Below are 24416 nucleotides of genomic sequence, written 5' to 3'. Positions count from 1 at the left end.
TCAACTGGAACATTTACTATTCAAGATACAACTAATCCAAATTTAACTACAGAAGCTGCTTCTCAAACTGTAGAATGTGACGGCGCTGGAAATTTAACTCAGCTTAACGCTTGGTTGGCTTCTAATGGTGGCGCTTCGGCTTCGGATGTTTGTTCTGGAGTAACTTGGACTAACAACTATTCAGGAAGTTTATCCGATTTATGTGGATTGACTGGAACTGCTACAGTAACTTTCACCGCAACTGATGCTTGTGGAAACTACTCTAGTTCAACTGGAACATTTACTATTCAAGATACAACTAATCCAAATTTAACTACAGAAGCTGCTTCTCAAACTGTAGAATGTGACGGAGCTGGAAACTTAACTCAACTTAACGCTTGGTTAGCTTCTAACGGCGGTGCTTCTGCTTCGGATGTATGTTCTGGAGTAACTTGGACTAACAATTATTCAGGTTCATTGTCCGACCTATGTGGATTGAGCGGTTCTGTTACAGTAACTTTCACTGCGACTGATGCATGTGGAAACTTCTCTAGTTCAACTGGAACATTTACTATTCAAGATACAACTAATCCAAATTTAACTACAGAAGCTGCTTCTCAAACTGTAGAATGTGACGGCGCTGGAAATTTAACTCAGCTTAACGCTTGGTTGGCTTCTAATGGTGGCGCTTCGGCTTCGGATGTTTGTTCTGGAGTAACTTGGACTAACAACTATTCAGGAAGTTTATCCGATTTATGTGGATTGACTGGAACTGCTACAGTAACTTTCACCGCAACTGATGCTTGTGGAAACTACTCTAGTTCAACTGGAACATTTACTATTCAAGATACAACTAATCCAAATTTAACTACAGAAGCTGCTTCTCAAACTGTAGAATGTGACGGAGCTGGAAACTTAACTCAACTTAACGCTTGGTTAGCTTCTAACGGCGGTGCTTCTGCTTCGGATGTATGTTCTGGAGTAACTTGGACTAACAATTATTCAGGTTCATTGTCCGACCTATGTGGATTGAGCGGTTCTGTTACAGTAACTTTCACTGCGACTGATGCATGTGGAAACTTCTCTAGTTCAACTGGAACATTTACTATTCAAGATACAACTGCTCCCGTATTTACTTCAGAATTACCAGGAAACATAAGCGTTTCATGTGATGCTATTCCAATTCCTCAAGAATTGACCGGAGTTGATTCTTGTAGTAGTGAAATTACAATTACTTCTAATGACAATATCTTAGAAAATGAAAGTAACTGTATAGGTGAATTCACCATATTAAGAACTTGGACAATAACTGATAGCTGTGGAAATAATCAAACCTATACTCAAACCATTTCGGTATATGACAATACTGCTCCAACTTTAGTAACTCCGTATAGTACCGAAGTAGATGCAATTTGTTCTGAAATTCCTCCAAAACCAAATTTAGAATTTGCTGATAATTGTTCTGGGGTTGATCCGAATATAGTTTACACAGAAACTACAACAACTATATCTATTTATCAATATGTAATTGTTAGAGATTGGACTGTAAGTGATAATTGCGGAAATGAAGCTAATTTTTCTCAAACAATAAATGTTTCAGTTAATGAACCTTTTGACGCAATTCCGTACAGAATCTGTTTAAATGAAACTATTAATTTGTTTACTTTATTACCTGATAATCTACCAACAAATGGAACTTGGGTTGAAGTAAATACAAATGGAGCAATTACCGGAAGTATTTTTAACCCGTCTAACTTAGCTTTTGGTTATTATACCATTAGATATATAGTAAACGTAGAAAATAATCCTTGTCCATTTATTTATGAGATTTACATAAATGTTGCAGATTGTGATGTTTTAGCCGCTTGTGATATAACTGTTTATAATGCTGTTTCTCCAAACGGTGACGGTAAAAACGAAATATTTTTGATAGATGGAATAACTTGTTATCCAAATAACACTGTAGAAATTTATAACCGTTGGGGTGTAAATATTTACAAAGCAAATGGTTATGACAACAACAATGTTTACTTTGATGGACTATCTCAAAATAAATTAACAATTGGTAATGACAAATTACCTGGAGATACTTACTTTTATATTTTAAAATATAGAGATGCCCAAAACAACTCTTTTGAAAAAACAGGATATTTATACATAAAATACTAGTCTATGAAAAATTATATATACAATCTTTTATTATTATTTGGTATTTTGAGTTATAGCCAACAAGACTCACAATTTACACAATACATGTACAATACCATTAATATAAATCCAGCCTATGCTGGAACTAGAGAAACATTTAATGCGTTTGTATTACACAGAAATCAGTGGGTTGGTTTAGATGGTGCTCCTGTAACAAATACAGCTTCAGTAAACACAAATGTTGGAGATAGTAAATTTGGAGTTGGACTTTCATTTATAAATGATAATATCGGACCAACACAAGAAAATGCAATTTCTGCTGATATTGCTTACATTATACCTTTAAATGGTGAATACAAACTATCATTTGGTATAAAAGGAACGGCTAATTTATATAGTTTAGATGTGAACAAGCTAACTATATTTCAAGCAAACGACCCAGAATTTCAAAATTTAAATGGAAAACTTTCACCAAATTTTGGAACAGGTGTTTACTTCTATTCCGATAAGTTTTATGTTGGTGCTTCAGTACCCAATTTTAACAAAACGAAATATTATAACGCCAATGATGTATCGATAAATACAAAATCTGTAAGTTATTATTTATTATCTGGTTATGTATTCGATTTGAGTCAATCTGTAAAATTTAAACCATCATTTTTAGCGAAAGTTGATGAAGGTGCGCCATTTCAATTAGATGTAAACGCCAATTTTATGTTTAATGATAAATTTGTAATTGGAGGCTCTTATCGATTAGAATCTGCCGTTAGTTTATTAGCTGGTTTTCAATTCTCAAACAACTGGTTTTTGGGATATGGATATGATTTAGAAACTACTAAATTATCAAATTATAATTCGGGTTCACATGAGATATTTTTAAGATATGAAATCTTTAAAAATACTAAAATTTCAACACCTAGATTCTTCTAAATATTTGAATTATGAAAAAAATTATCGTACTCTTATTATTTGTTTCATGTCTAACGCATGCACAACAAGTTAAACTAAATAAAGCTGATAAGGAATTTAATTCATTTGCCTATGTTGATGCTATTGAAGTCTATGAAAAAATACTTCAAAACGGATATCAATCAGCTGAACTTTACGAAAAATTAGGGAATTCATATTACTTGAATGGTGAAAATGAAAAAGCAGCAAATTGCTACAAAGCCTTAATCGCTTATAATACTGAAATTGATCCAGAAATTTATTTCAAATATTCACATTGTTTAAAAGCTTTAGGTCAATATGATGAAGCCAATAAAATGATGCGTATTTACTATGACAAAACTTCAAACTCGTCAGGTAAAAAAGATTTAGATTCTTACTTATTGGACATTAAAAACAATTCTAAAGATTATCTAATTAAACCAACCGATATTAATTCTGAATTCTCAGATTATGGTCCTTATTATTACGGAAATAAAGTCTATTTTACATCTGCGATTGATACAGCCGCAGTAAGAAAAAAAATACACGAATGGACGGGTCAGAATTTTACGGATATTTATGTGGCAACCGTAAACAAAGACACTACACTTACCTACTCCGGAAATTTCTCTAAAAAAGTAAATACTAAGTTTAACGAGTCGTCTCCTATATTCACAAAAGATGGACAAACCATGTATTTCACTCGAAACAATTTTCTTAATGGAAAAAAAGGAAAAAGTGATGATAAAAGTACTTTCGTAAAAATTTACAAAGCGACATTAATGAATGGTGAATGGGACAATATTACCGAATTGTCATTCAATAATAACGAATCTAGTTTTGCACATCCTGCTTTATCTTTAGATGAAAAAACAATGTATTTTGCTTCAGATATGGCCGGAACAACAGGTTATTCAGATATTTATAAAGTCAAAAGAAACAGCGATGGAAGTTTTGGAAGTCCAGAAAATTTAGGTTCAGAGATAAATACAACTGGAAGAGAATCTTTTCCTTCTGTTGATAAAGATGGAAATTTATATTTTGCTTCCGATGGACATTTAGGATTAGGCGGTTTAGATTTATTCAAAGCGAAAATTAACGATGATGGTAGCTTCGAAAAACCAAAAAATTTAGGAGAACGAATTAATAGTCCGAAAGACGATTTTGCTGCTACTTTTTACGATAAAACATCTGGTTTTTTTACTTCGAATAGAGATGATGGAAAAGGTTTTGACGACATTTATTACTTTAACGAAAAACAATGTAAACAAAAAGCAGACGGAATTGTGTACGATGCACAAACCAAACAACCTATTCCAGCAGCCACAGTAATTTTATTTAATGATGAAATGAATGAAGTGGAAAAAATAGCTGCTGATGATAAAGGATATTATACATTTACAGTTGATTGTGGCAAAAAATACTATATCCGTGCTTTAAAAGATGAATATGAACCAGCAGAAATTAAACTAACTACAAATGCTGTAAACGAAAAAGTAAATACAAACAATATTTATCTTTCTAAAAAACAAATTCCTATTGATGAAGGAACTGATTTAGCAAAAATTTTCAATATTAGTAAAATTTACTTCGATTTAGATAAATCAAACATTCGTCCGGATGCGGAAGTTCATTTACAAAAAATTGTTGAAGTTTTAAAACAATATCCTAATATGGTAATTGATATTCGATCTCATACAGATAGTCGTCAAACCCATAAATACAACGAAGCCTTATCAGACAGAAGAGCAAAATCAACTCTAGAATATATTGTAAAAAACAAAATTGCTAGAAACAGGTTAACCGCTAAAGGTTATGGTGAAACTCAATTAGTAAACAAATGTGCAGATGATGTGAATTGTACAGAAGACGAACATCAGATGAACAGACGAAGCGAATTTATAATCGTAAAAATAAAATAAATAGTAGTTAGTTAAATTTGTTTTAAAAAAAAATCCCAAAGCTTTATAAGTTTTGGGATTTTTTATGATTTTAAAAAAGTTAAATTTTAATTCCTGGAGGAAGTAACTCTTGAAATCTTTTATTCTTTCTAAAAAATGAAACAATTTTTGTGTTTGTAGGAACCACTTTAAATTTACGCTCTTGGGCAATATCTAAAACGGAAATGATAAATTCGTTTACTCTGTCTTCTTCTTCATTTTCATTTGCACAAAGTTTAGTCAAAAATATCTTTCGCTCTTGTATAGCGTACTCAATAATCAAAAGTCCTTTGTCAGTTTTTGTTTCAAACTGTCTTAACAATTCATTGTCTTTAATTTCCTCAACTAGCATAAAATCTTGTTTTAAATACTAACAAATCTTAATTGTTTGTTAAAATGTATTGCAAATTTACGAAAAAAACAAAGACTAGTCAAGTACTAATTGAATGAAAATCATCATCATAGAAAAATATTAACTAAAAATGAATTTTTATAGATAAAAAAGTGAGTAAAATTGAAATTAAGTCATAATTTTAAGGCATTAAACAAATGAGTATGTCAAAAATTCAAGTGTATTTTGTTCCAGGTTTAGCCGCAAGCATTGAAATATTCGAAAACATAAAATTACCTGAAGCCACTTTTGAAACCCATTTTTTAGAATGGATTTTGCCTAAACATAACGAAACTATAGAAAATTATGCCAAAAGAATGTGCGAAAAAATAAAACATGAAGACATAGTTTTAATTGGAGTTTCTTTTGGTGGAATTATGGTTCAGGAAATGTCTAAAATCGTAAAAACAAAAAAAACGATAATTATTTCAAGTGTAAAAAGTAATCAAGAATTACCACTTCACATGAAATTAGCGAAAGCCACAAAATTCTATAAAGTATTACCAACAAGTTTATTAAGCAAAGTAAATTACTTGTCAAGATACGTAAAAGGTCGAGGGTTAATTGCAAAAAGAGTTCAGTTGTACAATAAATATTTATTTATGAAACAAACTAAATATTTAGATTGGGCAATTGAAAACGTTTTACTTTGGCAAAGAAGTATTCCAGATGAAAAAGTAATTCACATTCACGGAGATGAAGATATGGTTTTCCCAATAAGTAATATCAAAAATTGCATCGTTGTAAAAGGCGGAACACATATTATGATTGTTACCAAATACAAATGGCTAAATGAAAATTTACCAAAAATTATTTTAGAATAAAAAAAAGAAAACATGAAAACGATAGACAAAACCTTAATAATAGTCGGATTATTTGCAATTTGTGGTTTATTTATATTCTCCACATCATATAACAGTATTCCAAAGAAAAATCACGTGGAATATCCTTTAGATATGAATTTCTGTGGTGAAAAAGTTCCAACAGAATTAGCAGATGTAAAAGAACGATTAGATAGAGAAATGCTAATAAATATGAATATGCATGGATCTACAACAATCTTATTAAAAAGAGCGAATAAAGTATTTCCAATTATCGAACCTATTTTAGCAAAAAATGGTATTCCAGATGATTTCAAATATTTAGCGGTAATAGAAAGTGGTTTAATTAATGCGATTTCGCCTTCTGGTGCAAAAGGAGTTTGGCAATTTATGCCTGAAACGGCAAAAGAAAGTAAATTGGAAGTTACGGAACAAGTGGACGAAAGATATCATATTGAAAAATCAACTCAAGCGGCTTGTGAATATTTATTGAAAGCGAAAAATAAATTCGGAAATTGGACTGTTGCTGCTGCTTCTTATAATGGTGGAATGACCGGTTTGCAAAATCATATTACTTTTCAACAAAGTTCCGATTATTATAATTTATGGTTAACCGATGAAACAGCACGTTATGTTTTCAGAATCTTAGCTTTAAAAGAAATCATGAAAAACCCGGAGAAATATGGTTATTTAATTCCAAAAGAAGCTTTATACCCAAAAATTAATACCAAACGCATACAAGTTGATTCTACTATCACAAATTTGTCTACATTTGCTATAAGTCAGGGAATTAACTATAAAATTTTAAAAACACACAATCAATGGTTGCGCGATAAAAAATTAGATAACCCGACAAAAAAAACATATGAAATTGAAATTCCACTAGAAGGATATAATAATTAAAATGAAAAGCAAAATGACCATACAAATAATATTGTCTTTAATTCTAATTGGAATTTTAGCTGGCGTACTGAGCGGTTTAGTTGGTGTAGGCGGCGGTATAATTATGGTGCCTTTATTAGTCATGTTTTTTAGTTTTAACCAGCATGAAGCACAAGGAACAAGTTTGGCGGTTTTAGCTGTTCCTGTTACAGCGGTAGCCGTTTTTAATTATTATAAAGAAGGACAAATTAATTTAAAATATGCCGCAATAATTGCCGTATTTTTTGTTTTAGGAAGTATTGTCGGTAGTAAATTTGCACTGACTTTAGATCAGAAAGTACTTAAGAAAATTTTTGCTGTAGTGTTATTAGTTATTGCAGGTAAAATGCTTTTAGAGAAATAAAAAAACTCGAAACAATGTTAATTTGTTTCGAGTTTAATTTAGATTTTCAATTATCATTTTCCAGCTATACTAGTGCTGTCAAAAACCATTAATGTAATTATTATATTCTGGTTATGTGAAATGAACTTATGATAATAAAAATCTAAAATATTTATCAACCTTATCTTCCAGCAGACATATCAGGCTGATTATTATAACATTATAAAATTACACATTCAAATTTACTAACTAAAATAAACTCGATAATTTATTTAAAATTCTCGATAAATTGCACAATTATCAATAAAACAGAGTCATTTCATTCCGAAAAAACTACTTTAGAGAATTAAAAAAATAACTCGTATTTTTGTATCAAATAATAATAAATTGAAGAAGAAAAAAATTGTAATCTCTGGAATAAATATGGTTGAAGGTGGTATTTTTACTATACTTCACAATGTTTTGCAAGAACTATCTGAATACAATAAAAACAAAAATATTGAGGTAATTGCCTTGGTTCACGATGCTACAAAATTTAATTTTTCAAACATTCAATTAATTGAAATTCCAAATTCGAAAAAATCTTGGTTGTACCGATTCTATTACGAATATTTTTATTTCAAAAAACTATCCAAAAAATTGAAACCAGACGTTTGGTTTTCATTGCACGATACGACTCCGAGAGTTATCGCTAAAAAGCAATTTGTATATTGTCATCATCCTACCACTTTTTTTAAACCAACTTGGAAAGATTGGAAATTTGATTATAAAATTGGTGTGTTTTCACTTTTATATGACAATTTGTTTAAATTAAATATCTCAAAAAATCATACGGTTTTTGTGCAACAACATTGGATTAAAGAAGTTTTTGAAAATCGTTTTAAAATTTCCAATGTAAAAGTAGCCATTCCGCAATATGTAGAGGAAATAACCACTGAAAAGTTTCATTTTGAACCTAATAAAGTTCACTTTTTTTACCCAAGTTTTGCGAGAAGTTTCAAAAACCATGAAATCATTTTGGAAGCCATAAAATTACTATCAAAAAACATTACTGAAAAAACACAATTTCACTTCACTACAATTAAAGATAGTCAAGAAAAATATGCACGATTTTTAGTAAAAGAATATAGTTTTTTAGATAATGTTAATTTCTATGGAAAAGTAAAACGAAAACAATTACTTTCTATGTATAATGCAATGGATTGTTTAATCTTTCCTTCTAAAGTGGAAACTTGGGGCTTACCCATTTCTGAAGCTAAAGCCTATAAAAAACCTATGTTTTTAGCCAATTTAGCTTACGCGAAAGAAGCTTGTGGTAATTATGAAAATGTATCTTTCTTTGATCAAAGTAACGCGTTTGAATTAGCAAAAATAATTACTGGTTTTGTGGAAGAAAAGCATAACTTTCAAGGAAATAAAATAACTTTTGAAACCCGTGAAGATTTACACAATTGGAAAGAATTGTTCCATTATATTTTAAACGATTAAGATGCCTTTTTTTACCGTAATAATTCCGCTTTACAATAAAGAAAAATATATTGAAAATGCTATTAATAGTATTCTCGATCAAACTTTTACTGATTTTGAAGTATTGATTGTAAACGATTGCTCTACAGATAAAAGTGTAGAAATTGCTTCAAAATTTTTATCCGAAAAAGTGCAACTTATTCATCACGAAAAAAATAGTGGTTTAGCCGCAACTCGAAATACTGGAATTAAAAATGCCAATTCTAATTACATAACTTTTTTAGATGCTGACGATTTATGGAAACCTCATTTTTTAGAAAAAACATATAATTTGATTCAAAATTTCCCTGAAGCGCGAATATTTGGAACCAATTATGAAGAAATTTGGGATAAAACAATAAAAAATCCACACAATGGATCAGAAATTTTACCAACAAATTTTTCAGGTTATGTAAACTTTTTCAAGATTAATTTGAAACAAGGACTTTACAATCATGGTTCTGTTTGTTTGCATAAAGAAGTGTATGAAAAGGTTGGGTTTTACAATGAAAACATCCAATTATCACAAGATTTAGATTTCAATATTAGAGCGAATTATCACTTCAAATTAGCTTATGATAATTCAGTGCAAATGAGTTATTTCATGCAAACTGATAATCAATTGACAAGAAGTTCAATTGTAAACAAAACAATTCCGGATTATGACAACTATGAAGATTGGGCAAAAACCAATTCCGATTTAAAGAAATATCTCGATTTTGAACGTTATGTTTTAGGCAAACGCTTAAAGAAAAACAACGATTTGCGTTGGAAAAAAATGATTGCAAATATAGATTCGAATAATCTTAATTGGAAACAAAATTTACTTTTAAAAGTACCAAGTTTTGTTTTAAATTTTTTAGATAAAGTAAAGTTGTTTTTATTGAAATTAGGAATAAAACCTAGTACGTATTAGTTTTCAATAACGAACTGATGCAAAAAAACTTCGTGCCTTTTTGTCTTCGTGGCAAAAAAACTTGGAGTCTTATTATTTCACAAAACTCAAATATTCCTTGTAGCTTCTAATATAATCCTCTTCCGAAAATTCCTCTGAAGCTAAAACCAAACATACTGAACCTGAAGAAAAATTTTCTAATTCACGCCAAATGTTATTTTCAATCAGTAAACCTTTATCTGGACGATTTAAAGTAATAATTTCTTTTGAATTTCCATCTTTCAAAACCACGTCAAAACTTCCTGAAATCGCTATTAATACTTGATTTGTTTTTTTGTTTGCATGTCCACCACGTTTGGCACCACTTGGAACATCAAACAAATAAAATACTCTTTTAATTTCATAAGGAATTGTATTATTTTCAATAACACCAATATTACCTTTCGTATTGTTTATTTTGGGAATGTCTATTATTTTGTAGTTCATTTTATGTTCTTTGTTTTTCGAAAACCTTTAACCATTCTGCACCAATAGTTTCTAAACTAAACGGTTTTACACTAGCTAAAGCGTTTTCTTTACAGTGTAAATATAAATTATTATCTGAAACAAATAGATCAATCGCTTCAATAAGTTTTTCTGTATTCTGATTTTCGATTAACAATCCATTGTTTTTATGGTCAATTATTTCATTTGGCCCAGAAGCATAATCCCAAGAAATTATAGGTGTTCCACAAGCTAAAGATTCTAATAAAACCATTGGCATTCCTTCATATTTACTGGTAGAAATGGTAAACAAAGCGTTTCTATAATATCTAAATGGATTTTTAACATTGCCTTTAAAAATAACTAAATCTTGTAAATTCAGACTTTCGGCTAATTTTATCCATTTGTTTTTCAGTTTTCCTTCACCTAGAATAAGTAATTTAATATTTTTCGAAGGCAAAACCGACTTCGCGTAACATGCAATTAATTTATCAAATTGTTTTACGTTTTTATGCATACTTCCAGCTGATAAAACATAGTGAAAATCGTCTGAAATGGGTTGAGTTGCCTTTTCGGAAATATTTTTAAAATCAATTGGATTATAAATTAATTTAGAAGTTATAAAATTGTATTCCGAACGTACTCTATCGTTAATTCCTTTTGAAACCGTAATAAATTGTTGACAATTTCTATATAATACTTTCGCTAAAAAAGTACTTTTTGGAATATAAGATTGCAATTTAAAACTATGAATCGTTTGTATAAATTTTGGATAAACGAAGTTATGAATAATTAATTCTTGTAAAAAAAGTGGTTTCGTACGAAAATCAATTACATAGTCGAAATGATTGTTTACGAAGAATTTTTTCAAAGCAAAAAACCGCTTGCTTCTACTCCACCAACTGTTCCTTTTATCTTTTAAATGTTCTAAATGGAAAAGTTTTCCTGAAAAATCATATTCTACTTTTCCTGAAAAAACTACATGATAGACTTCAATTTCCTGATTCTCAAAATAGTTAGATAATAACGCAGCACAACGCTCGGCACCACCATCTGAAAGTGTTACGGTAACTAAACAAATTTTTAATACTTCAGCTTTCTTATCCAAAAGATATAGTTTTTAACAAATATAAAAATATTCAATAAACTATGGTTGTCATTCTTTAAATTTATAAATACTTTGTATATTTGGACAACTATAATAGAATTTACAATGGCATTTATTAAAACAACCGAGCAAGCTTCAAAATACGAACATTTAGAAAAAATGTCTGTAAAAGAGTTGCTAACCAACATCAATACCGAAGACAAAACGGTTCCGTTTGCGGTTGAAAATGCATTACCACAAATTGAAGCTTTAGTGGAACAAATTATTGCTAAAATGAAAAATGATGGGCGTTTGTTTTATATTGGCGCTGGAACTTCTGGTAGATTAGGAGTTGTTGATGCCAGTGAATGTCCGCCAACGTTTGGTGTTGATTTCGATACCGTTATAGGAATTATTGCTGGTGGTGACACTGCGATTAGAAAAGCTGTTGAATTTGCAGAAGATAACAAAGAACAGGCTTGGGAAGATTTACAAAAATGGAATATTACTCAAAATGATGTGGTAATTGGTATTGCCGCTTCAGGAACAACTCCATATGTAATTGGTGGATTACAAAAATGTAATGAAAATAAAATTCTTACTGGAAGTATTAGTTGTAATGCAGAAAGTCCACTTTCAAAAACAGCTAATTATCCGATTGATGTAATTGTTGGTCCAGAATTCGTTACCGGAAGTAGTCGAATGAAAGCCGGAACTGCTCAGAAATTGGTTTTAAATATGATTTCTACTTCAACTATGATTGCTTTAGGAAAAGTAAAAGGAAACAAAATGGTAGATATGCAATTGAGTAATGATAAATTAATCGATAGAGGAATTCGAATGATTATGGAAGAAATTCCCATTACTTATGAAGTTGGCGCTAAATTATTAGAAGAATACGGAAGCGTAAGAAAAGCAGTTGATTTTTTCAATAGTAAAAGGTTTTAAATTATAAGAGCCAAGTAAAAAGGCAAAATATAAAAGTAAAAAAAAGAGTTAATTAATAGAATCTGAAACTAGTTCAGATTAAAAAAAAGTAAAATATGAAATCAAAGATTCATGAACACCAAAAAAACAATGCAATTAGCGTGAGTAAAAAGTTAATCTATGTTAGTTTATTATTAGTTTCGTTTGTAAGTTTTTCTCAAACTCGATTTGTGACAAGAGAAATTCCAGCAGGACAATCAATTGAATTAAAAGACAAAAAAATGTTTATTAACAATGAGCAAATCCCGTCTTATGAAATTAAGAAATACTTAAAAGACAACGATTTTAAAGCCTATTCTTTATATAACAAAGCTAAAAACAAAAGTGTTTTTGGTGGTTTATTATTAGGTCTAGGATCCGTACTAATTGTGAGTGATGCTGTAAAAGCAATAGTTACAGAAGGTAGCAACTATCCTACAGCAATGACCTATATTGGTGCAGGTATGGCAGGAACTTCAATTTTTGTTTTAAAAGGTAAAAATAAAAAAATGCAAGAAGCCATTGAATCTTATAATAACGGATTAAAAACGACAAGTGAATTAGAAAATAATTTTGAAGCTAATGTAAATATAGTAGCCAATCAAAATGGTGTAGGTTTACGATTAAGTTTCTAATATGTCAGTTAACAGAGACGTTTTAAACAGAGGACTTCGTTTTTTAATGGGTTCTTTACCTACTCTATTTATAGGTGTTTTTATCTTAAATAGTAGTTTTAAAAACCAGAAACATCCTTTGTATATTTATATACTAATTTTGGCTGTTTTAATTTGTGCGTATGCTGTTTATCTTATGTTTAAAGGCATTAACACGATAATGAAAAGTATGTTTGATAAATAGTTTTGATTTACGAAATATTAAAAAAATAAATAATTGAAAAAAATAATAGTACTACTCACTTTAACTCTTGTTTCTTGTTACAACCAAGAAAGAACTTGTAAGGATTTCAAAACTGGAAAATTCACTTCAGAAACTACAGTGGAAGGAAAAAAATTCACCAGTTCTTTTGAAAGAAATGATTCTATTCAAGTCGAAAATTACAATTCGGTTATTGATACGTTTTCTATTCGTTGGATAAATGATTGCGAATACATCTTAGAAAATGTGAATCCTAAAAATAGAGCGGAAAAAAAAGCCGTTCATGTTAAAATACTCAACACCAAAGATTTAAAATACAATTTCGAATATTCTTTTGTGGGCGATGCAAAAAAACAATTTGGTTCTGTAACAAAACTATAAGAATCTACGTAAAATCACAGTAAAAAATAAATTAACAAACTAAACTAAATGGAAATTTTAACCAATCCAGATGCTTGGATAGCATTATTAACCTTAACTTTTTTAGAAATCATTCTTGGAATTGATAACATTGTATTTTTATCCATTGTATCAGGAAAACTAGAAGAAAAAGATCAACCTAAAGCCAGAAGAATCGGATTACTATTAGCTATGGCTTTTAGGATTATATTACTTTTCGGAATTACTTGGGTGATGAGTTTAAAAAAATCATTCTTCGATTTTGATTGGGGATTTTTATCAGGAGGCATTTCTGGTCAAAGTTTAATCATTTTTGGTGGAGGTTTATTCTTATTATATAAATCGGTTTCAGAAATACATCATAAATTAGAAGGTGAAGATGAAGGAACTAGTGGAAAAGCAAGTAATTCATTAGGTGCGGCGATTTTACAAATTGCCTTATTAAATATCGTATTCTCATTTGATAGTATTTTAACCGCTATCGGTTTAGTGAGTGCAGCAGAACCACCAGTAGGTTTTGGACCTGCAGGTGCGATTGAAATAATGATTATGGCAATTATCATTTCAATTATCATTATGATGATTTTTGCTGGCCCAGTTAGTAAATTTGTAAACAATCACCCAACTATTCAAATTTTAGGATTATCGTTTTTAATTTTGATTGGAGTAATGTTATTAGCAGAAGGTTCACACTTAGCTAACTTTAAATTCTTTGGTGGTGAAGAAGTACACAGTATTCCGAAAGGGTATTTATATTTCTCTATTTTCTTCTCACTATTTGTAGAGTTTTTAAATCTGAAAATGAAGAAAAACAGCAAAAAACCAGTGGTTTTACACAATAGTAAAATTATGGATAAGAAATTAGAAGATTCTGATGTAACAAATTAAAAAACATTTTATCATAAAAAAAGCCTCATACTTTATGAGGCTTTTTTTTTTACAATTATGCAGTCCCGAAAATTATTTCGGGACTTTTTTTGCCAATAAACAACACTAAATATTAACAAAATTTACGGAAGTACCGTAATAATAACAAATAAAACTTGAGTAAATTCACATTAAATAATTCATTAACCCATTTCTAACAGAATTTATATTTTTTTATTTAATCATAAATTATCGCAACTATGAGAAATATAGATTAAAACCATTTCTAAAAGCCTTCTTTTCTAATTTTAACTTATTATTTATTACATTTTAAAACCTAAAAAATGAAAAAAATAACTACAATACTGGTATTGCTATTTTCGCTTAATAATGTAATGGGGCAACCAACTCCTCCTGGCGTTAACTATTATTTTGTAATTGACAATGATAATGATGGTTTTACTACATTCGACATTAATTATTATATCAATAACTATATGTACAATAAAGCTTTAACGATGGGTTTTAATCTTTCTGGATACAATCTTTCCTTATTTCCAAGTTATACAGATTACATTAATAATACGAATGTTATTGGAAATACTTATATAAATCAAGTAAATTCTTCTCAGTATTGTAATTTAAAATTAGTTTATAGTGGAACAGGTGTCAGTTATGACCAAGAAACTTTAGATAATAATTTTTCTAATATAATTTTAAAAACCGTTAATCCTGATCTTGATGATGACAATGATTCTGTATTAAATGAATTTGAAGATTTAAATAATAATTCCATACTAAATAATGAAGACACCGATTCAGACGGAATTTTTAATTTCCTAGATAATGATGATGATGGCGATGGTGTTTTAACTATCAATGAAGACTACAACCTTAACGGATCACCATTAGATGATGACACAAACACCAATGGAATTCCTGATTATTTAGACAATACTCTAATTTTAACTTCAGAGAATTTTCTTTCTAAAAAGAATATTAAACTATATCCTAATCCAGTACAAAACAACTTAACTATTTCTACTTTATACTCAGATTATCAAAGTGTTGAAATTTTAGATTTGACTGGAAAAGTATTGAGAATTACAAATGAAAACACATCCAATATAGATTTCTCAGGTTTTGAATCAGGAATCTATTTCGTAAAAATAAATTGGTTAGATGCATCTCTCAATTTTAAAATAGTTAAGTTATAAAAAAAAAGCCTCATGAAATATGAGGCTTTTTTTATAGTAAAACTTTCTTACTCCAAACTCAACGTGATTTGTCCGTCATCATCAAGTTCAATGTTAAAATCTTGTATGTCTTTTGAATCAGTTTCATCAGAAGGTATAACCTCTGGTTCATCTAAAACTTCTTCATAAGGTAACGAATCTAACATATTGATTTGCTTAATCTTATCTACTGTTAATTGATTACCTAAAGCTTTAATTCCTTTAACGGCAATAAACTCATCTAAGTTCACAATCTGATTCTCTTTTTGTACACCTTTTACTTTAGCATAAATCACCTCAGCCATTGGTAACCAATCTGTTGAAATGATTTCTAATTGTGATTTATCGTGTTCCGTGATGAAAATTTCTTCTTTGTTTTCGTTTTCGATTAAGAAACGTTTTATAAAATAACGGTCTTTTTCACCATCGTAATAAATTGCTGAAATCGGTTTTTTAGGATTCCATTTTTCCATTACAATCATGTCTTCATCGAAATGTGTCGTCAATTCTGGAATAATGGTTTTTATTTTTCCGGATTGATTCGCGATAAGCAATCTATCATTAGGTTTAAATTCCCCTAACAACTCGCCTCTTCCATCTACATTTAAACGATGCACCGTTTCATCGAACCAAATTTTTCTTGGACGAAGTGTAGAAATACCTTTTTCTTTCAATTCAATTTTCTTAATTGGATATTTAGAAACCGTATTTCCTTTACTAGCACGACCTTTAATAGCAATATCAGAAAAATCTTGATCCCATTTCAGTTTCTTGATACTTCCAACTTGACGTAATAAAATCGTCACTACCTCAGCTTCTCCATTTGGATTGGCAGAGAAATAAAGTACTTGTGAACCTGGTTTTTCTTGCGTTAAATCGTAAAATTTATCTCGAGTTACACCAGAAACATTGAAACGTTTGATAAACGTAGAACCATTTTTACCATCGCGATACATCATGTTGTAAATCGTACGCTTATCATTTTTATCGAAAACTGCAATATGAATGATGTCTTTACCTACGAATTTTTTATCGTCCACTTTCGCAATCATCATTCTTCCATCTCTAAGGAAAACAATTACATCATCGATATCTGAACAATCGGCTACGTATTCGTCTTTCTTTAAGCCTGTTCCAAAGAAACCTTCTTCTTTGTTGACATATAATTTGGTATTACGTAAAACCACTTTCGTAGCTTCAATCGTATCGAAACTTCTTAATTCCGTTTGACGTTCTCTTCCTTTTCCGTATTTTTCTTTTAGTTTGGCGAAATAGTCAATGGCAAAATCAATTAGGTTGTCTAAATGATGTTGCACTTCTTTCATTTGATCTTCTAATTTCGAAATAAAATCGTCCGCTTTATCCGAGTCGAAACGCGTAATACGAATCATTGGAATTTGCGTTAATTTCTGTAAATCTTCATCTACAATATCTCTAACAAATGACTTTTTGAATGGTTCGAATTGCTTGTATAAATATTCATAAAGCGTTTCTCTATCCGAATACAATTTGAAATCGATATACATTTCTTCACGAATGAAGATTTTCTCTAAAGTAGAAAAATGCCATTTTGTTTTTAGTTCCTCTAATTCAATCTCTAATTCTTTACGAAGTAATACAACGGTTCTTTCTGTCGAAATTTTCAACATATGAGAAACACCCACAAAAAGCGGTTTATTGTCTTCAATTACACAACCTAAAGGCGCTACAGAAGTTTCACAAGCTGTAAAAGCATACAACGCATCAATAGATTTATCTGGCGAAACACCTGGGAAAAGATGAATTAATATTTCTACCTCAGCAGCCGTATTGTCTTCAATCTTTTTAATTTTTATTTTACCTTTTTCGTTGGCTTTCAGAATACTATCAATCAAAGTTGATGTATTGGTTGAAAAAGGAATTTGAGTAATGACTAACGTTTGTTTGTCTAATTGCGAAATTTTAGCTCGCACTCGCACTCTACCACCACGCATTCCGTCATTATAATTCGAAACATCTGCAATACCAGCCGTTTGAAAATCGGGATAAATGGTAAATGGTTTGCCTTTTAATATTTTTATAGAGGCGTCAATTAATTCATTGAAATTGTGAGGCAAGACTTTAGTTGACAATCCAACCGCAATTCCTTCTGCTCCTGAAGCTAATAATAATGGGAATTTTACTGGTAAATTGTTTGGTTCTGCTCTACGACCATCATAAGAAACTCCCCAATCTGTAATTTTTGGAGAATATAAAACTTCCAAAGCAAATTTTGACAAACGCGCTTCAATGTAACGAGAAGCTGCAGCGCTATCACCTGTTAGAATATTTCCCCAGTTACCTTGACAATCGATTAGTAATTCACGTTGCCCGATTTGCACCATCGCATCACCAATACTCGCATCTCCGTGAGGATGATACTGCATCGTGTGACCAACTACATTGGCAACTTTGTTATAACGACCGTCATCCAACTCTTTTAACGAGTGCATAATACGACGTTGAACGGGTTTGAAACCATCTTCAATCGCAGGAACGGCACGCTCTAAAATTACATACGAAGCGTAGTCCAAAAACCAATCTTTGTACATTCCTGTAACTTTGGTAATGGTATCTTCTGGATTTTCGTCGTTTTCGTAAAAATGTTGTCCTTCGAAGTTTTTGGCTTCTACTTCAATAATTTCTTCGGAATTATCTTCTTCTTGATGGTCATCAATAGAATTATCTTCCGAATTGTTATTTTCAGTATTTTCTTCTTCTGGATTTATGTTTTCTTCTTCGTCTTTCATTTATGCTGACTGTTTAAATATTATTTAAACTATAATTATATAAATTAATTAAGCAACTACTTCTTTAAGATAATCATCTAGAGTTTCAGGAGTTTCAGCATAATTACTAAAAATTGAAATTGCTTGTTGATTAGTCAATGGACTTGCAAAAGGAAATGTTATCGATTCTCTATTTAATCTTGATTCAGCTAACATGCAATCAATAAACTTAATCAAAAATTCCATTTCGTATTTGCCTCTAAACATTTTTGAAACATCACAATTTTTAAATTCCTCAATTTTCTGATTTAAAACTTCTCCATCAATTTCACTAGCATTCGGATACTTATCTTTCAAATCTTGAATACTATAATTTTGGGCTACTTCATCAATGGAAATTTGAATTAAACCTCTGTCCATTTTATCAGCAAGCTGAACTCCTGTTTTTATGCCATCACTATTTCTAATATCTATCAAACAAGCATACCAAGCGTTAAATAATAAAACTGCTGAATGAAACTCATCTTGTCTTTCTTTATACAGTTTAGAATATTTTTCAAACAAAGTATTAGTTGTTTCTGACAAATGAAATTCATTACTCAAAATTTCTTTAAAAACGGATTGAGAAACATATAAATTTTCTATTGAATAACAAGCAGTTTCAAATACCGGTGGATTTTGCAATGATAAAGTCTCATTAAAATCTTTATCAATAAAAAAGGCTTTTTTATATTTGTTGTAAACAGCTTGGTTTTTTATAAGATTGTGAACTTCTAATACTTTTGACCTTCCCCCACATTTTATTGGATGAAAATCAGTTGTATGCTTTTTAATTCTAGGAACATAATACGGATTGTCTTTTCCTTCAAAAAAACAAAATAAATGATTTGTCAATTTTGCTGTCGAATTCATAAATTCAGTGTAAGCAACTACTGGTTCCATAGTGCTATTTCTCATTTGCTCAACTCCTAAACTCATTTAGTGATGTTTTTTGAAAGTGAGAAATATTCATTTAAACCAACAGCATATCTATCCAATTCATTATCAAATATAAATGGAGAATGTGTAACTGCCAATAAAAAATTACATTTATTTGAATTTACAATATCTGGCAATAATTCTTTTTGCCAAAGCATACTTAATGATAATTCCGGTTCATCAAAAAGAACCAAAAAGCGTTTTTCTTCAGAAGAAAGGTAAATCCTTGAAAAAATTGAAATTATTTGTTTTTCTCCAGATGAAAGATTTTTTAAATCAATTTTTTCTTCAGTAATTTTAGATTTTATATAAATTGAAATATTACTCTCATCATAAAAAATTTCTTTATTTACAAGATATTTATTACAAACATCCCTAAATATTTTTATCAACTTATCTAAAGGTTTTTGCTTTTCATAACTTTCAACTAATTTATTAAGTAAATGAATTGATAGTGGATTATTTACCTTTTTATCAATTACAATTGTCTTAATTGATTCTTTTTGAACTTCTGATAATAAAGAACCAACTCTAGATAATATCAAATTAATATCTTCTTCACTTGTTTTTTCAAGCACATTATTTTGAAAATCATTATCATCAATAACAATATTTAAAACATCCTTTGTAAATTGAGTCAATCCTTCTTTTAATAATAAATCAATTTTGTTTTCAATTTGTTTAAATTTTCGTTGGACATCATCCATTCCAAACTGAATTAAATTTGCTTCTTCTTCTAAAAATTCATCTTCATTATATCCTAAATTATGCAAATCCTCTTCAACTCTTCTATATGTCGGAAAATACATAATTTCAGAAGCACCTAATGCTTTTTTGATTTTTAAATCAAACTCTTTAAATACAGAATTAAACTTAAATTCTTTATCAAAATCTTCAAAATATCTAAATAATCTATGAATTGGATATTTTCGATATTTTGAATTAGTTTCAAGCATTCTTTCTAATTCATAGGTATTTCTCTTTTTTTGGCTAAACTTTCGACTTAAAGACTCAAATTGAGCATACCCAAATTCCTCTATAAATTCTTTTACTTCCTTTTCTCTATAAAGCCTATCAATTGATTTTTTTATTTCATCTTTTCTTATTTCAATTTCATCTTTCTCAAATACAATAACTAATTTTTCGAAATTAAAATCATTTAATCTTAAAAAATTTCTTGTTAATGTATAATATAATAAGTTTAGAACCTGCGTTTTTCCTAACCCATTCTCACCAATAAGAATTTTTTTATTTTCATCAAAAGAGATATTCACATTATTTGTACCAAATAATCCTTCAACTCTAAAACTTTTTATATAGCTATCTTTAATCATTGTTAATTTTTTTAAAACAAAAAAATATAAAATTACTTATTCTGTTATAATTTATATAATTACAAATTTACGGTTTAAAACTAAAAAAACTAATTTAGCTTACCATAAGTATTTGCTTCTAAACTTCCTCTTCTACTACATCCAATTCCACCTTCAAGTTGTTGATGATAAACTCTTGACGGTCGGGTGTGTTTTTACCCATGTAGAATTCTAATAACTTTTCGATAGATGTCGTTTTATCTAACATCACAGGATCTAAACGAATGGTTTCTCCAATGAAATTTTTAAACTCATCTGGTGAAATTTCTCCTAATCCTTTAAATCGGGTAATTTCTGGTTTTGGTTTTAATTTTTCCATCGCTGCTTTTCGTTCTTCTTCCGAATAGCAATAAATGGTTTCTCTTTTATTTCGAATTCTGAAAAGTGGCGTCTGTAAAATATACAAATGTCCTTCTTTAATCATTTCAGGAAAAAACTGTAAGAAGAATGTAATTAACAACAAACGAATGTGCATTCCATCGACATCGGCATCGGTAGCAATTACGATATTGTTGTATCGTAAATCTTCCATACTTTCTTCAATATTCAATGCCGCTTGCAATAAATTGAATTCTTCATTTTCGTATACGATTTTCTTGGTCATACCGTATGAATTTAGTGGCTTACCACGTAAACTGAAAACAGCTTGTGTATTTACATCACGACTTTTAGTAATCGAACCAGAAGCCGAATCTCCCTCCGTTATAAAAAGCGTACTTTCTAAACTTCTTGGGTTTTTGGCATCTGTTAAATGTACTCGGCAATCGCGTAATTTCTTATTGTGTAAGTTAGCTTTCTTAGCTCTGTCTTTTGCTAATTTTCTAATTCCAGATAATTCTTTACGCTCGCGTTCCGCTTGTAGAATCTTACGAAGTAAAGCATCGGCAACTTCTGGATTTTTATGTAAGAAGTTGTCTAACTTAGTTTTAATAAAATCATTTACAAATGTACGAACCGATGGCGCATTTGGTCCCATATCTGTAGAACCCAACTTAGTTTTAGTCTGACTTTCGAAAACTGGCTCTTCTACACGAACCACAATAGCCGAAACAATTGATTTACGAATGTCTGATGCTTCAAAAGGTTTGTTATAGAACTCTTTTATGGTTTTTACCAAAGCTTCACGGAAAGCACCTAAATGGGTTCCTCCTTGTGTAGTATTTTGTCCGTTTACAAAGGAATAGTATTCTTCTGAATATTGGGATTTACTGTGTGTGATGGCTACTTCAATATCATCTCCTAAAAGATGAATGATTGGATACACCATATCTTCTTCCGCAATATTTTCTTCTAATAAATCTTTTAAACCATTATCTGAAAAATATTTTTCGCCATTATAATATATTGTTAAACCCGTATTCAGGTAACAATAATTTTTAAGCATTTTTATAATGTACTCGTTACGATACTTATAGTTTTTAAAAATAGCTTCATCCGCTACGAAAGAAACTTTTGTTCCTTTACGTTTTGTGGTTTCAATAACATCTTCTTCAAGTGTTAAATTACCCGCAGAAAATTCGGCTGCTTTTTGTTGGTTATCACGAACAGATTCTACACGGAAATAATTTGACAAAGCATTTACAGCTTTCGTACCAACTCCATTTAAACCTACAGATTTTTTAAAGGCTTTAGAATCGTACTTTCCACCTGTATTCATTTTAGAAACTACGTCGACTACTTTTCCTAATGGAATACCACGACCATAATCGCGCACGGTCATCATTTTGTCTTTTAACGTAACTTCAATGGTTTTTCCAGCGCCCATTACAAATTCGTCGATACAGTTGTCGAGAACTTCTTTTAATAAAATATAAATACCATCATCTGGTGATGAACCATCTCCCAATTTTCCAATATACATTCCGGGACGCATACGGATATGCTCTTTCCAATCGAGTGAACGTATATTATCTTCGTTGTATTGATCTTGTTGCTCTAGCATAATCGGATTTTGGATTTGTTGCAAGATAAACGATTTGATTAAAAAATAAAAATGGTTTTTGAAGAAGTTATCATAAAAGTTATGAGTAGAGAGAAATTAGTTGGGAGCTTTTATTAAAGCATGAAAATACTCCTTACTTTTTACTAATAACTCATTACTATTTCGAATAATGTCTGAAAATTCCAGTATCGGTTAAAGTATGTAAAGCTGCTTTTTGATTGGCTGCTTTTAAGGCTTGATTTGCCCATGAATTACACGTGTAAAACAAAGAATAACTTCCTTTTGCTTCATAGAAAACATCGGTTTCACCGTAAACGGCATCGGTTTCTATTTTGATGTTTTCACCAGAATTTGTTTTGAAAGATTCATGGATAAACAATACTAATTTTTGATATTCTAATGTCGAAATTTGAATCTTTTTACAAAACGCGTCTTCTTTCATTGTTTTATAAAAAGTGGTATGCAAAGCACTAGAAATTAATCCGGTTGCTGCTTTTAATGCGGTGCTTACTTTTAAATCTGCCCAAGTTGGTGTTTCTAAATAAAATCCTCTGTCACCCCAACCCATAGCTAAGTATTTCGCAGTGGAATCTTTTGCTTTGGTGTGTTCAAATTTAATTTGTTTCGACCAATCATAGCTGTCGTTTTTAACAGGAACTACGATATCAGTATGAACTCCATTTGACAATATGAAAATCTCCACTTTTGGTTCATCAATAGCAGCTTCTTTGTCATTTACAGTGACGTAAGACATTAAAGTAACAAGTAATCCGTATGCTATTAAAGTCAATAAGAATACTCCAATATATTTGAAAGTTTTTTTGATGGTTTTCATAAATATCAATTTTATGAAGAACTTAACAAATGTTATGCCACAAAAAAACCGCAAAGTAAATTTTGCGGTTTATATATTAAAAAATCTAATTTTTAAAGATTAAAACTCCAATTTAAAATTAGATTAATTGAATTCGTTTTTATTGTACCATCGTTATAAACCTCAACATCACTTGTATTTACTAATCCTAAGTTTTCTCTCAATTCCAATTTCAAGTCATTCTTTTCATTCAACTTAAATACCTTTCCAAAACCAAGAACTAATCCTCCATCCCCACTTTTATTCTTATCTGTAGTATCTGTAGTATCATTAAACCTTTTAGACGTAAATTTAGAATTTAAAAGATAGCCAACGAATAAACCTCCATTAACATAAAAATCTTTTTTTGGAGTAAAATAATAACTTACATAAACTGGTAAAACAAGATAACTGTAATTGATTTTAGCATCACTTTTCACTCTTTCACCAAAACCATCTTGATTCATTAAATAAAGATAACCATTATCTTTAGCAGTCTTATTTTCATAATTTAAATTAGCACCTATAGATAAATTGTCTTTTAAAAAATACTCAAAAGACAATCCTCCTAAATATGAAAAATTAGCACCTAAATTTTCTGAATAAGCGTTTCCTCTTAAACTGGCATAATTCAATCCACTATTAACTCCAAACTTGACTTTATTTTGCCCGTACGATGTTAATGCAATCAATGAAAATGCAAGTATAAATATAATTTTCTTCATACTATTCTCTA

General features: G+C 30.0%; 23 protein-coding genes. 14 read left to right on the top strand and 9 right to left on the bottom strand.

Annotated features, from left to right (window positions below; translation table 11 throughout):
- The 3 genes from UEQ13_RS02185 to UEQ13_RS02175 form a co-directional block, all read left to right on the top strand.
- On the top strand, positions 1 to 2148 hold a 2148-nt coding region (locus UEQ13_RS02185; RefSeq protein ID WP_329804743.1), incomplete at its 5' end, for a gliding motility-associated C-terminal domain-containing protein.
- A 3-nt stretch (positions 2149 to 2151) separates the two neighbouring features.
- Complete coding sequence (locus tag UEQ13_RS02180; protein ID WP_329804741.1) at positions 2152 to 3057, top strand: PorP/SprF family type IX secretion system membrane protein; 906 nt, start codon at positions 2152 to 2154, stop codon at positions 3055 to 3057.
- Positions 3058 to 3068: 11 nt separating this feature from the next.
- Positions 3069 to 4979, top strand: coding sequence for an OmpA family protein (locus UEQ13_RS02175; protein ID WP_329804740.1), 1911 nt, complete (start codon positions 3069 to 3071; stop codon positions 4977 to 4979).
- Between the two features lie 79 nt (positions 4980 to 5058).
- Here the strand turns inward: UEQ13_RS02175 and UEQ13_RS02170 are convergent, their stop codons facing one another.
- The gene (locus UEQ13_RS02170) at positions 5059 to 5349 is read right to left on the bottom strand and encodes an N-acetyltransferase (RefSeq protein WP_329804738.1); all 291 of its coding nucleotides are present in this window, start codon (positions 5347 to 5349) and stop codon (positions 5059 to 5061) included.
- A 203-nt stretch (positions 5350 to 5552) separates the two neighbouring features.
- Here UEQ13_RS02170 and UEQ13_RS02165 point away from each other — a divergent pair, with 203 nt between their 5' ends.
- From UEQ13_RS02165 to UEQ13_RS02145, 5 genes are all read left to right on the top strand, one after another.
- A complete protein-coding gene (locus tag UEQ13_RS02165) occupies positions 5553 to 6212 on the top strand; it encodes an alpha/beta hydrolase family protein (protein WP_329804737.1) in 660 nt (219 codons plus the stop codon).
- Positions 6213 to 6224: 12 nt separating this feature from the next.
- A complete protein-coding gene (locus tag UEQ13_RS02160; protein WP_329804735.1) occupies positions 6225 to 7112 on the top strand; it encodes a lytic transglycosylase domain-containing protein in 888 nt (295 codons plus the stop codon).
- 13 nt (positions 7113 to 7125) lie between these two features.
- On the top strand, positions 7126 to 7494 hold the full coding sequence (locus tag UEQ13_RS02155) for a sulfite exporter TauE/SafE family protein (protein WP_329804733.1): 369 nt from the start codon (positions 7126 to 7128) through the stop codon (positions 7492 to 7494).
- 366 nt (positions 7495 to 7860) lie between these two features.
- A complete protein-coding gene (locus UEQ13_RS02150; protein WP_329804732.1) occupies positions 7861 to 8961 on the top strand; it encodes a glycosyltransferase in 1101 nt (366 codons plus the stop codon).
- 1 nt (position 8962) lies between these two features.
- Positions 8963 to 9895, top strand: a complete 933-nt coding sequence (locus UEQ13_RS02145; protein WP_329804730.1) for a glycosyltransferase family 2 protein — start codon at positions 8963 to 8965, stop codon at positions 9893 to 9895.
- A 72-nt stretch (positions 9896 to 9967) separates the two neighbouring features.
- Here the strand turns inward: UEQ13_RS02145 and UEQ13_RS02140 are convergent, their stop codons facing one another.
- Together UEQ13_RS02140 and UEQ13_RS02135 are read right to left on the bottom strand one after the other, a co-directional pair.
- Positions 9968 to 10360, bottom strand: coding sequence for a sugar 3,4-ketoisomerase (locus tag UEQ13_RS02140; protein ID WP_329804729.1), 393 nt, complete (start codon positions 10358 to 10360; stop codon positions 9968 to 9970).
- A gap of 1 nt (position 10361) precedes the next feature.
- Entirely contained in the window at positions 10362 to 11465 is a 1104-nt protein-coding gene (locus UEQ13_RS02135) for a glycosyltransferase (RefSeq protein ID WP_329804727.1), read from the bottom strand.
- A gap of 105 nt (positions 11466 to 11570) precedes the next feature.
- On the opposite strand from UEQ13_RS02135, the gene murQ reads away from it, so the two are divergent.
- The 6 genes from murQ to UEQ13_RS02105 all read left to right on the top strand — a co-directional run bounded on the left by murQ (position 11571) and on the right by UEQ13_RS02105 (position 15769).
- A complete protein-coding gene (gene murQ / locus UEQ13_RS02130; protein ID WP_329804725.1) occupies positions 11571 to 12392 on the top strand; it encodes an N-acetylmuramic acid 6-phosphate etherase in 822 nt (273 codons plus the stop codon).
- A gap of 95 nt (positions 12393 to 12487) precedes the next feature.
- Complete coding sequence (locus tag UEQ13_RS02125; protein ID WP_329804724.1) at positions 12488 to 13045, top strand: hypothetical protein; 558 nt, start codon at positions 12488 to 12490, stop codon at positions 13043 to 13045.
- 1 nt (position 13046) lies between these two features.
- Positions 13047 to 13268, top strand: a complete 222-nt coding sequence (locus UEQ13_RS02120; protein WP_329804723.1) for a DUF6095 family protein — start codon at positions 13047 to 13049, stop codon at positions 13266 to 13268.
- Between the two features lie 33 nt (positions 13269 to 13301).
- Positions 13302 to 13667, top strand: coding sequence for a DNA topoisomerase IV (locus UEQ13_RS02115; protein ID WP_329804722.1), 366 nt, complete (start codon positions 13302 to 13304; stop codon positions 13665 to 13667).
- 48 nt (positions 13668 to 13715) lie between these two features.
- Positions 13716 to 14573 carry a TerC family protein gene (locus UEQ13_RS02110; protein ID WP_329804721.1) on the top strand — a complete coding sequence of 286 codons (858 nt, stop codon included), beginning with the start codon at positions 13716 to 13718 and terminating at the stop codon, positions 14571 to 14573.
- A 323-nt stretch (positions 14574 to 14896) separates the two neighbouring features.
- Positions 14897 to 15769, top strand: coding sequence for a T9SS type A sorting domain-containing protein (locus tag UEQ13_RS02105; RefSeq protein ID WP_329804720.1), 873 nt, complete (start codon positions 14897 to 14899; stop codon positions 15767 to 15769).
- A 47-nt stretch (positions 15770 to 15816) separates the two neighbouring features.
- Here the strand turns inward: UEQ13_RS02105 and UEQ13_RS02100 are convergent, their stop codons facing one another.
- From UEQ13_RS02100 to UEQ13_RS02075, 6 genes are all read right to left on the bottom strand, one after another.
- Positions 15817 to 18555, bottom strand: a complete 2739-nt coding sequence (locus UEQ13_RS02100) for a DNA gyrase/topoisomerase IV subunit A (RefSeq protein WP_329804718.1) — start codon at positions 18553 to 18555, stop codon at positions 15817 to 15819.
- 48 nt (positions 18556 to 18603) lie between these two features.
- Positions 18604 to 19512, bottom strand: a complete 909-nt coding sequence (locus UEQ13_RS02095) for a DUF4435 domain-containing protein (RefSeq protein WP_329804716.1) — start codon at positions 19510 to 19512, stop codon at positions 18604 to 18606.
- Complete coding sequence (locus UEQ13_RS02090) at positions 19509 to 20846, bottom strand: AAA family ATPase (protein ID WP_329804714.1); 1338 nt, start codon at positions 20844 to 20846, stop codon at positions 19509 to 19511. Before UEQ13_RS02090 ends, UEQ13_RS02095 begins: the two co-directional genes overlap by 4 nt.
- 118 nt (positions 20847 to 20964) lie before the next feature.
- On the bottom strand, positions 20965 to 22827 hold the full coding sequence (locus UEQ13_RS02085; protein WP_329804744.1) for a DNA topoisomerase IV subunit B: 1863 nt from the start codon (positions 22825 to 22827) through the stop codon (positions 20965 to 20967).
- A 157-nt stretch (positions 22828 to 22984) separates the two neighbouring features.
- Positions 22985 to 23662 carry a TIGR02117 family protein gene (locus UEQ13_RS02080; RefSeq protein ID WP_329804712.1) on the bottom strand — a complete coding sequence of 226 codons (678 nt, stop codon included), beginning with the start codon at positions 23660 to 23662 and terminating at the stop codon, positions 22985 to 22987.
- Positions 23663 to 23754: 92 nt separating this feature from the next.
- On the bottom strand, positions 23755 to 24405 hold the full coding sequence (locus tag UEQ13_RS02075) for a porin family protein (protein ID WP_329804710.1): 651 nt from the start codon (positions 24403 to 24405) through the stop codon (positions 23755 to 23757).
- Positions 24406 to 24416: the final 11 nt, after the last annotated feature.

Origin of the sequence: Flavobacterium facile, from assembly GCF_036321945.1 — a bacterium.
In the GTDB taxonomy this organism is placed as follows: domain Bacteria; phylum Bacteroidota; class Bacteroidia; order Flavobacteriales; family Flavobacteriaceae; genus Flavobacterium; species Flavobacterium facile.
Note: the sequence above shows the minus strand (reverse complement) of the source record. Positions and strands in the feature narration are given on the sequence as shown.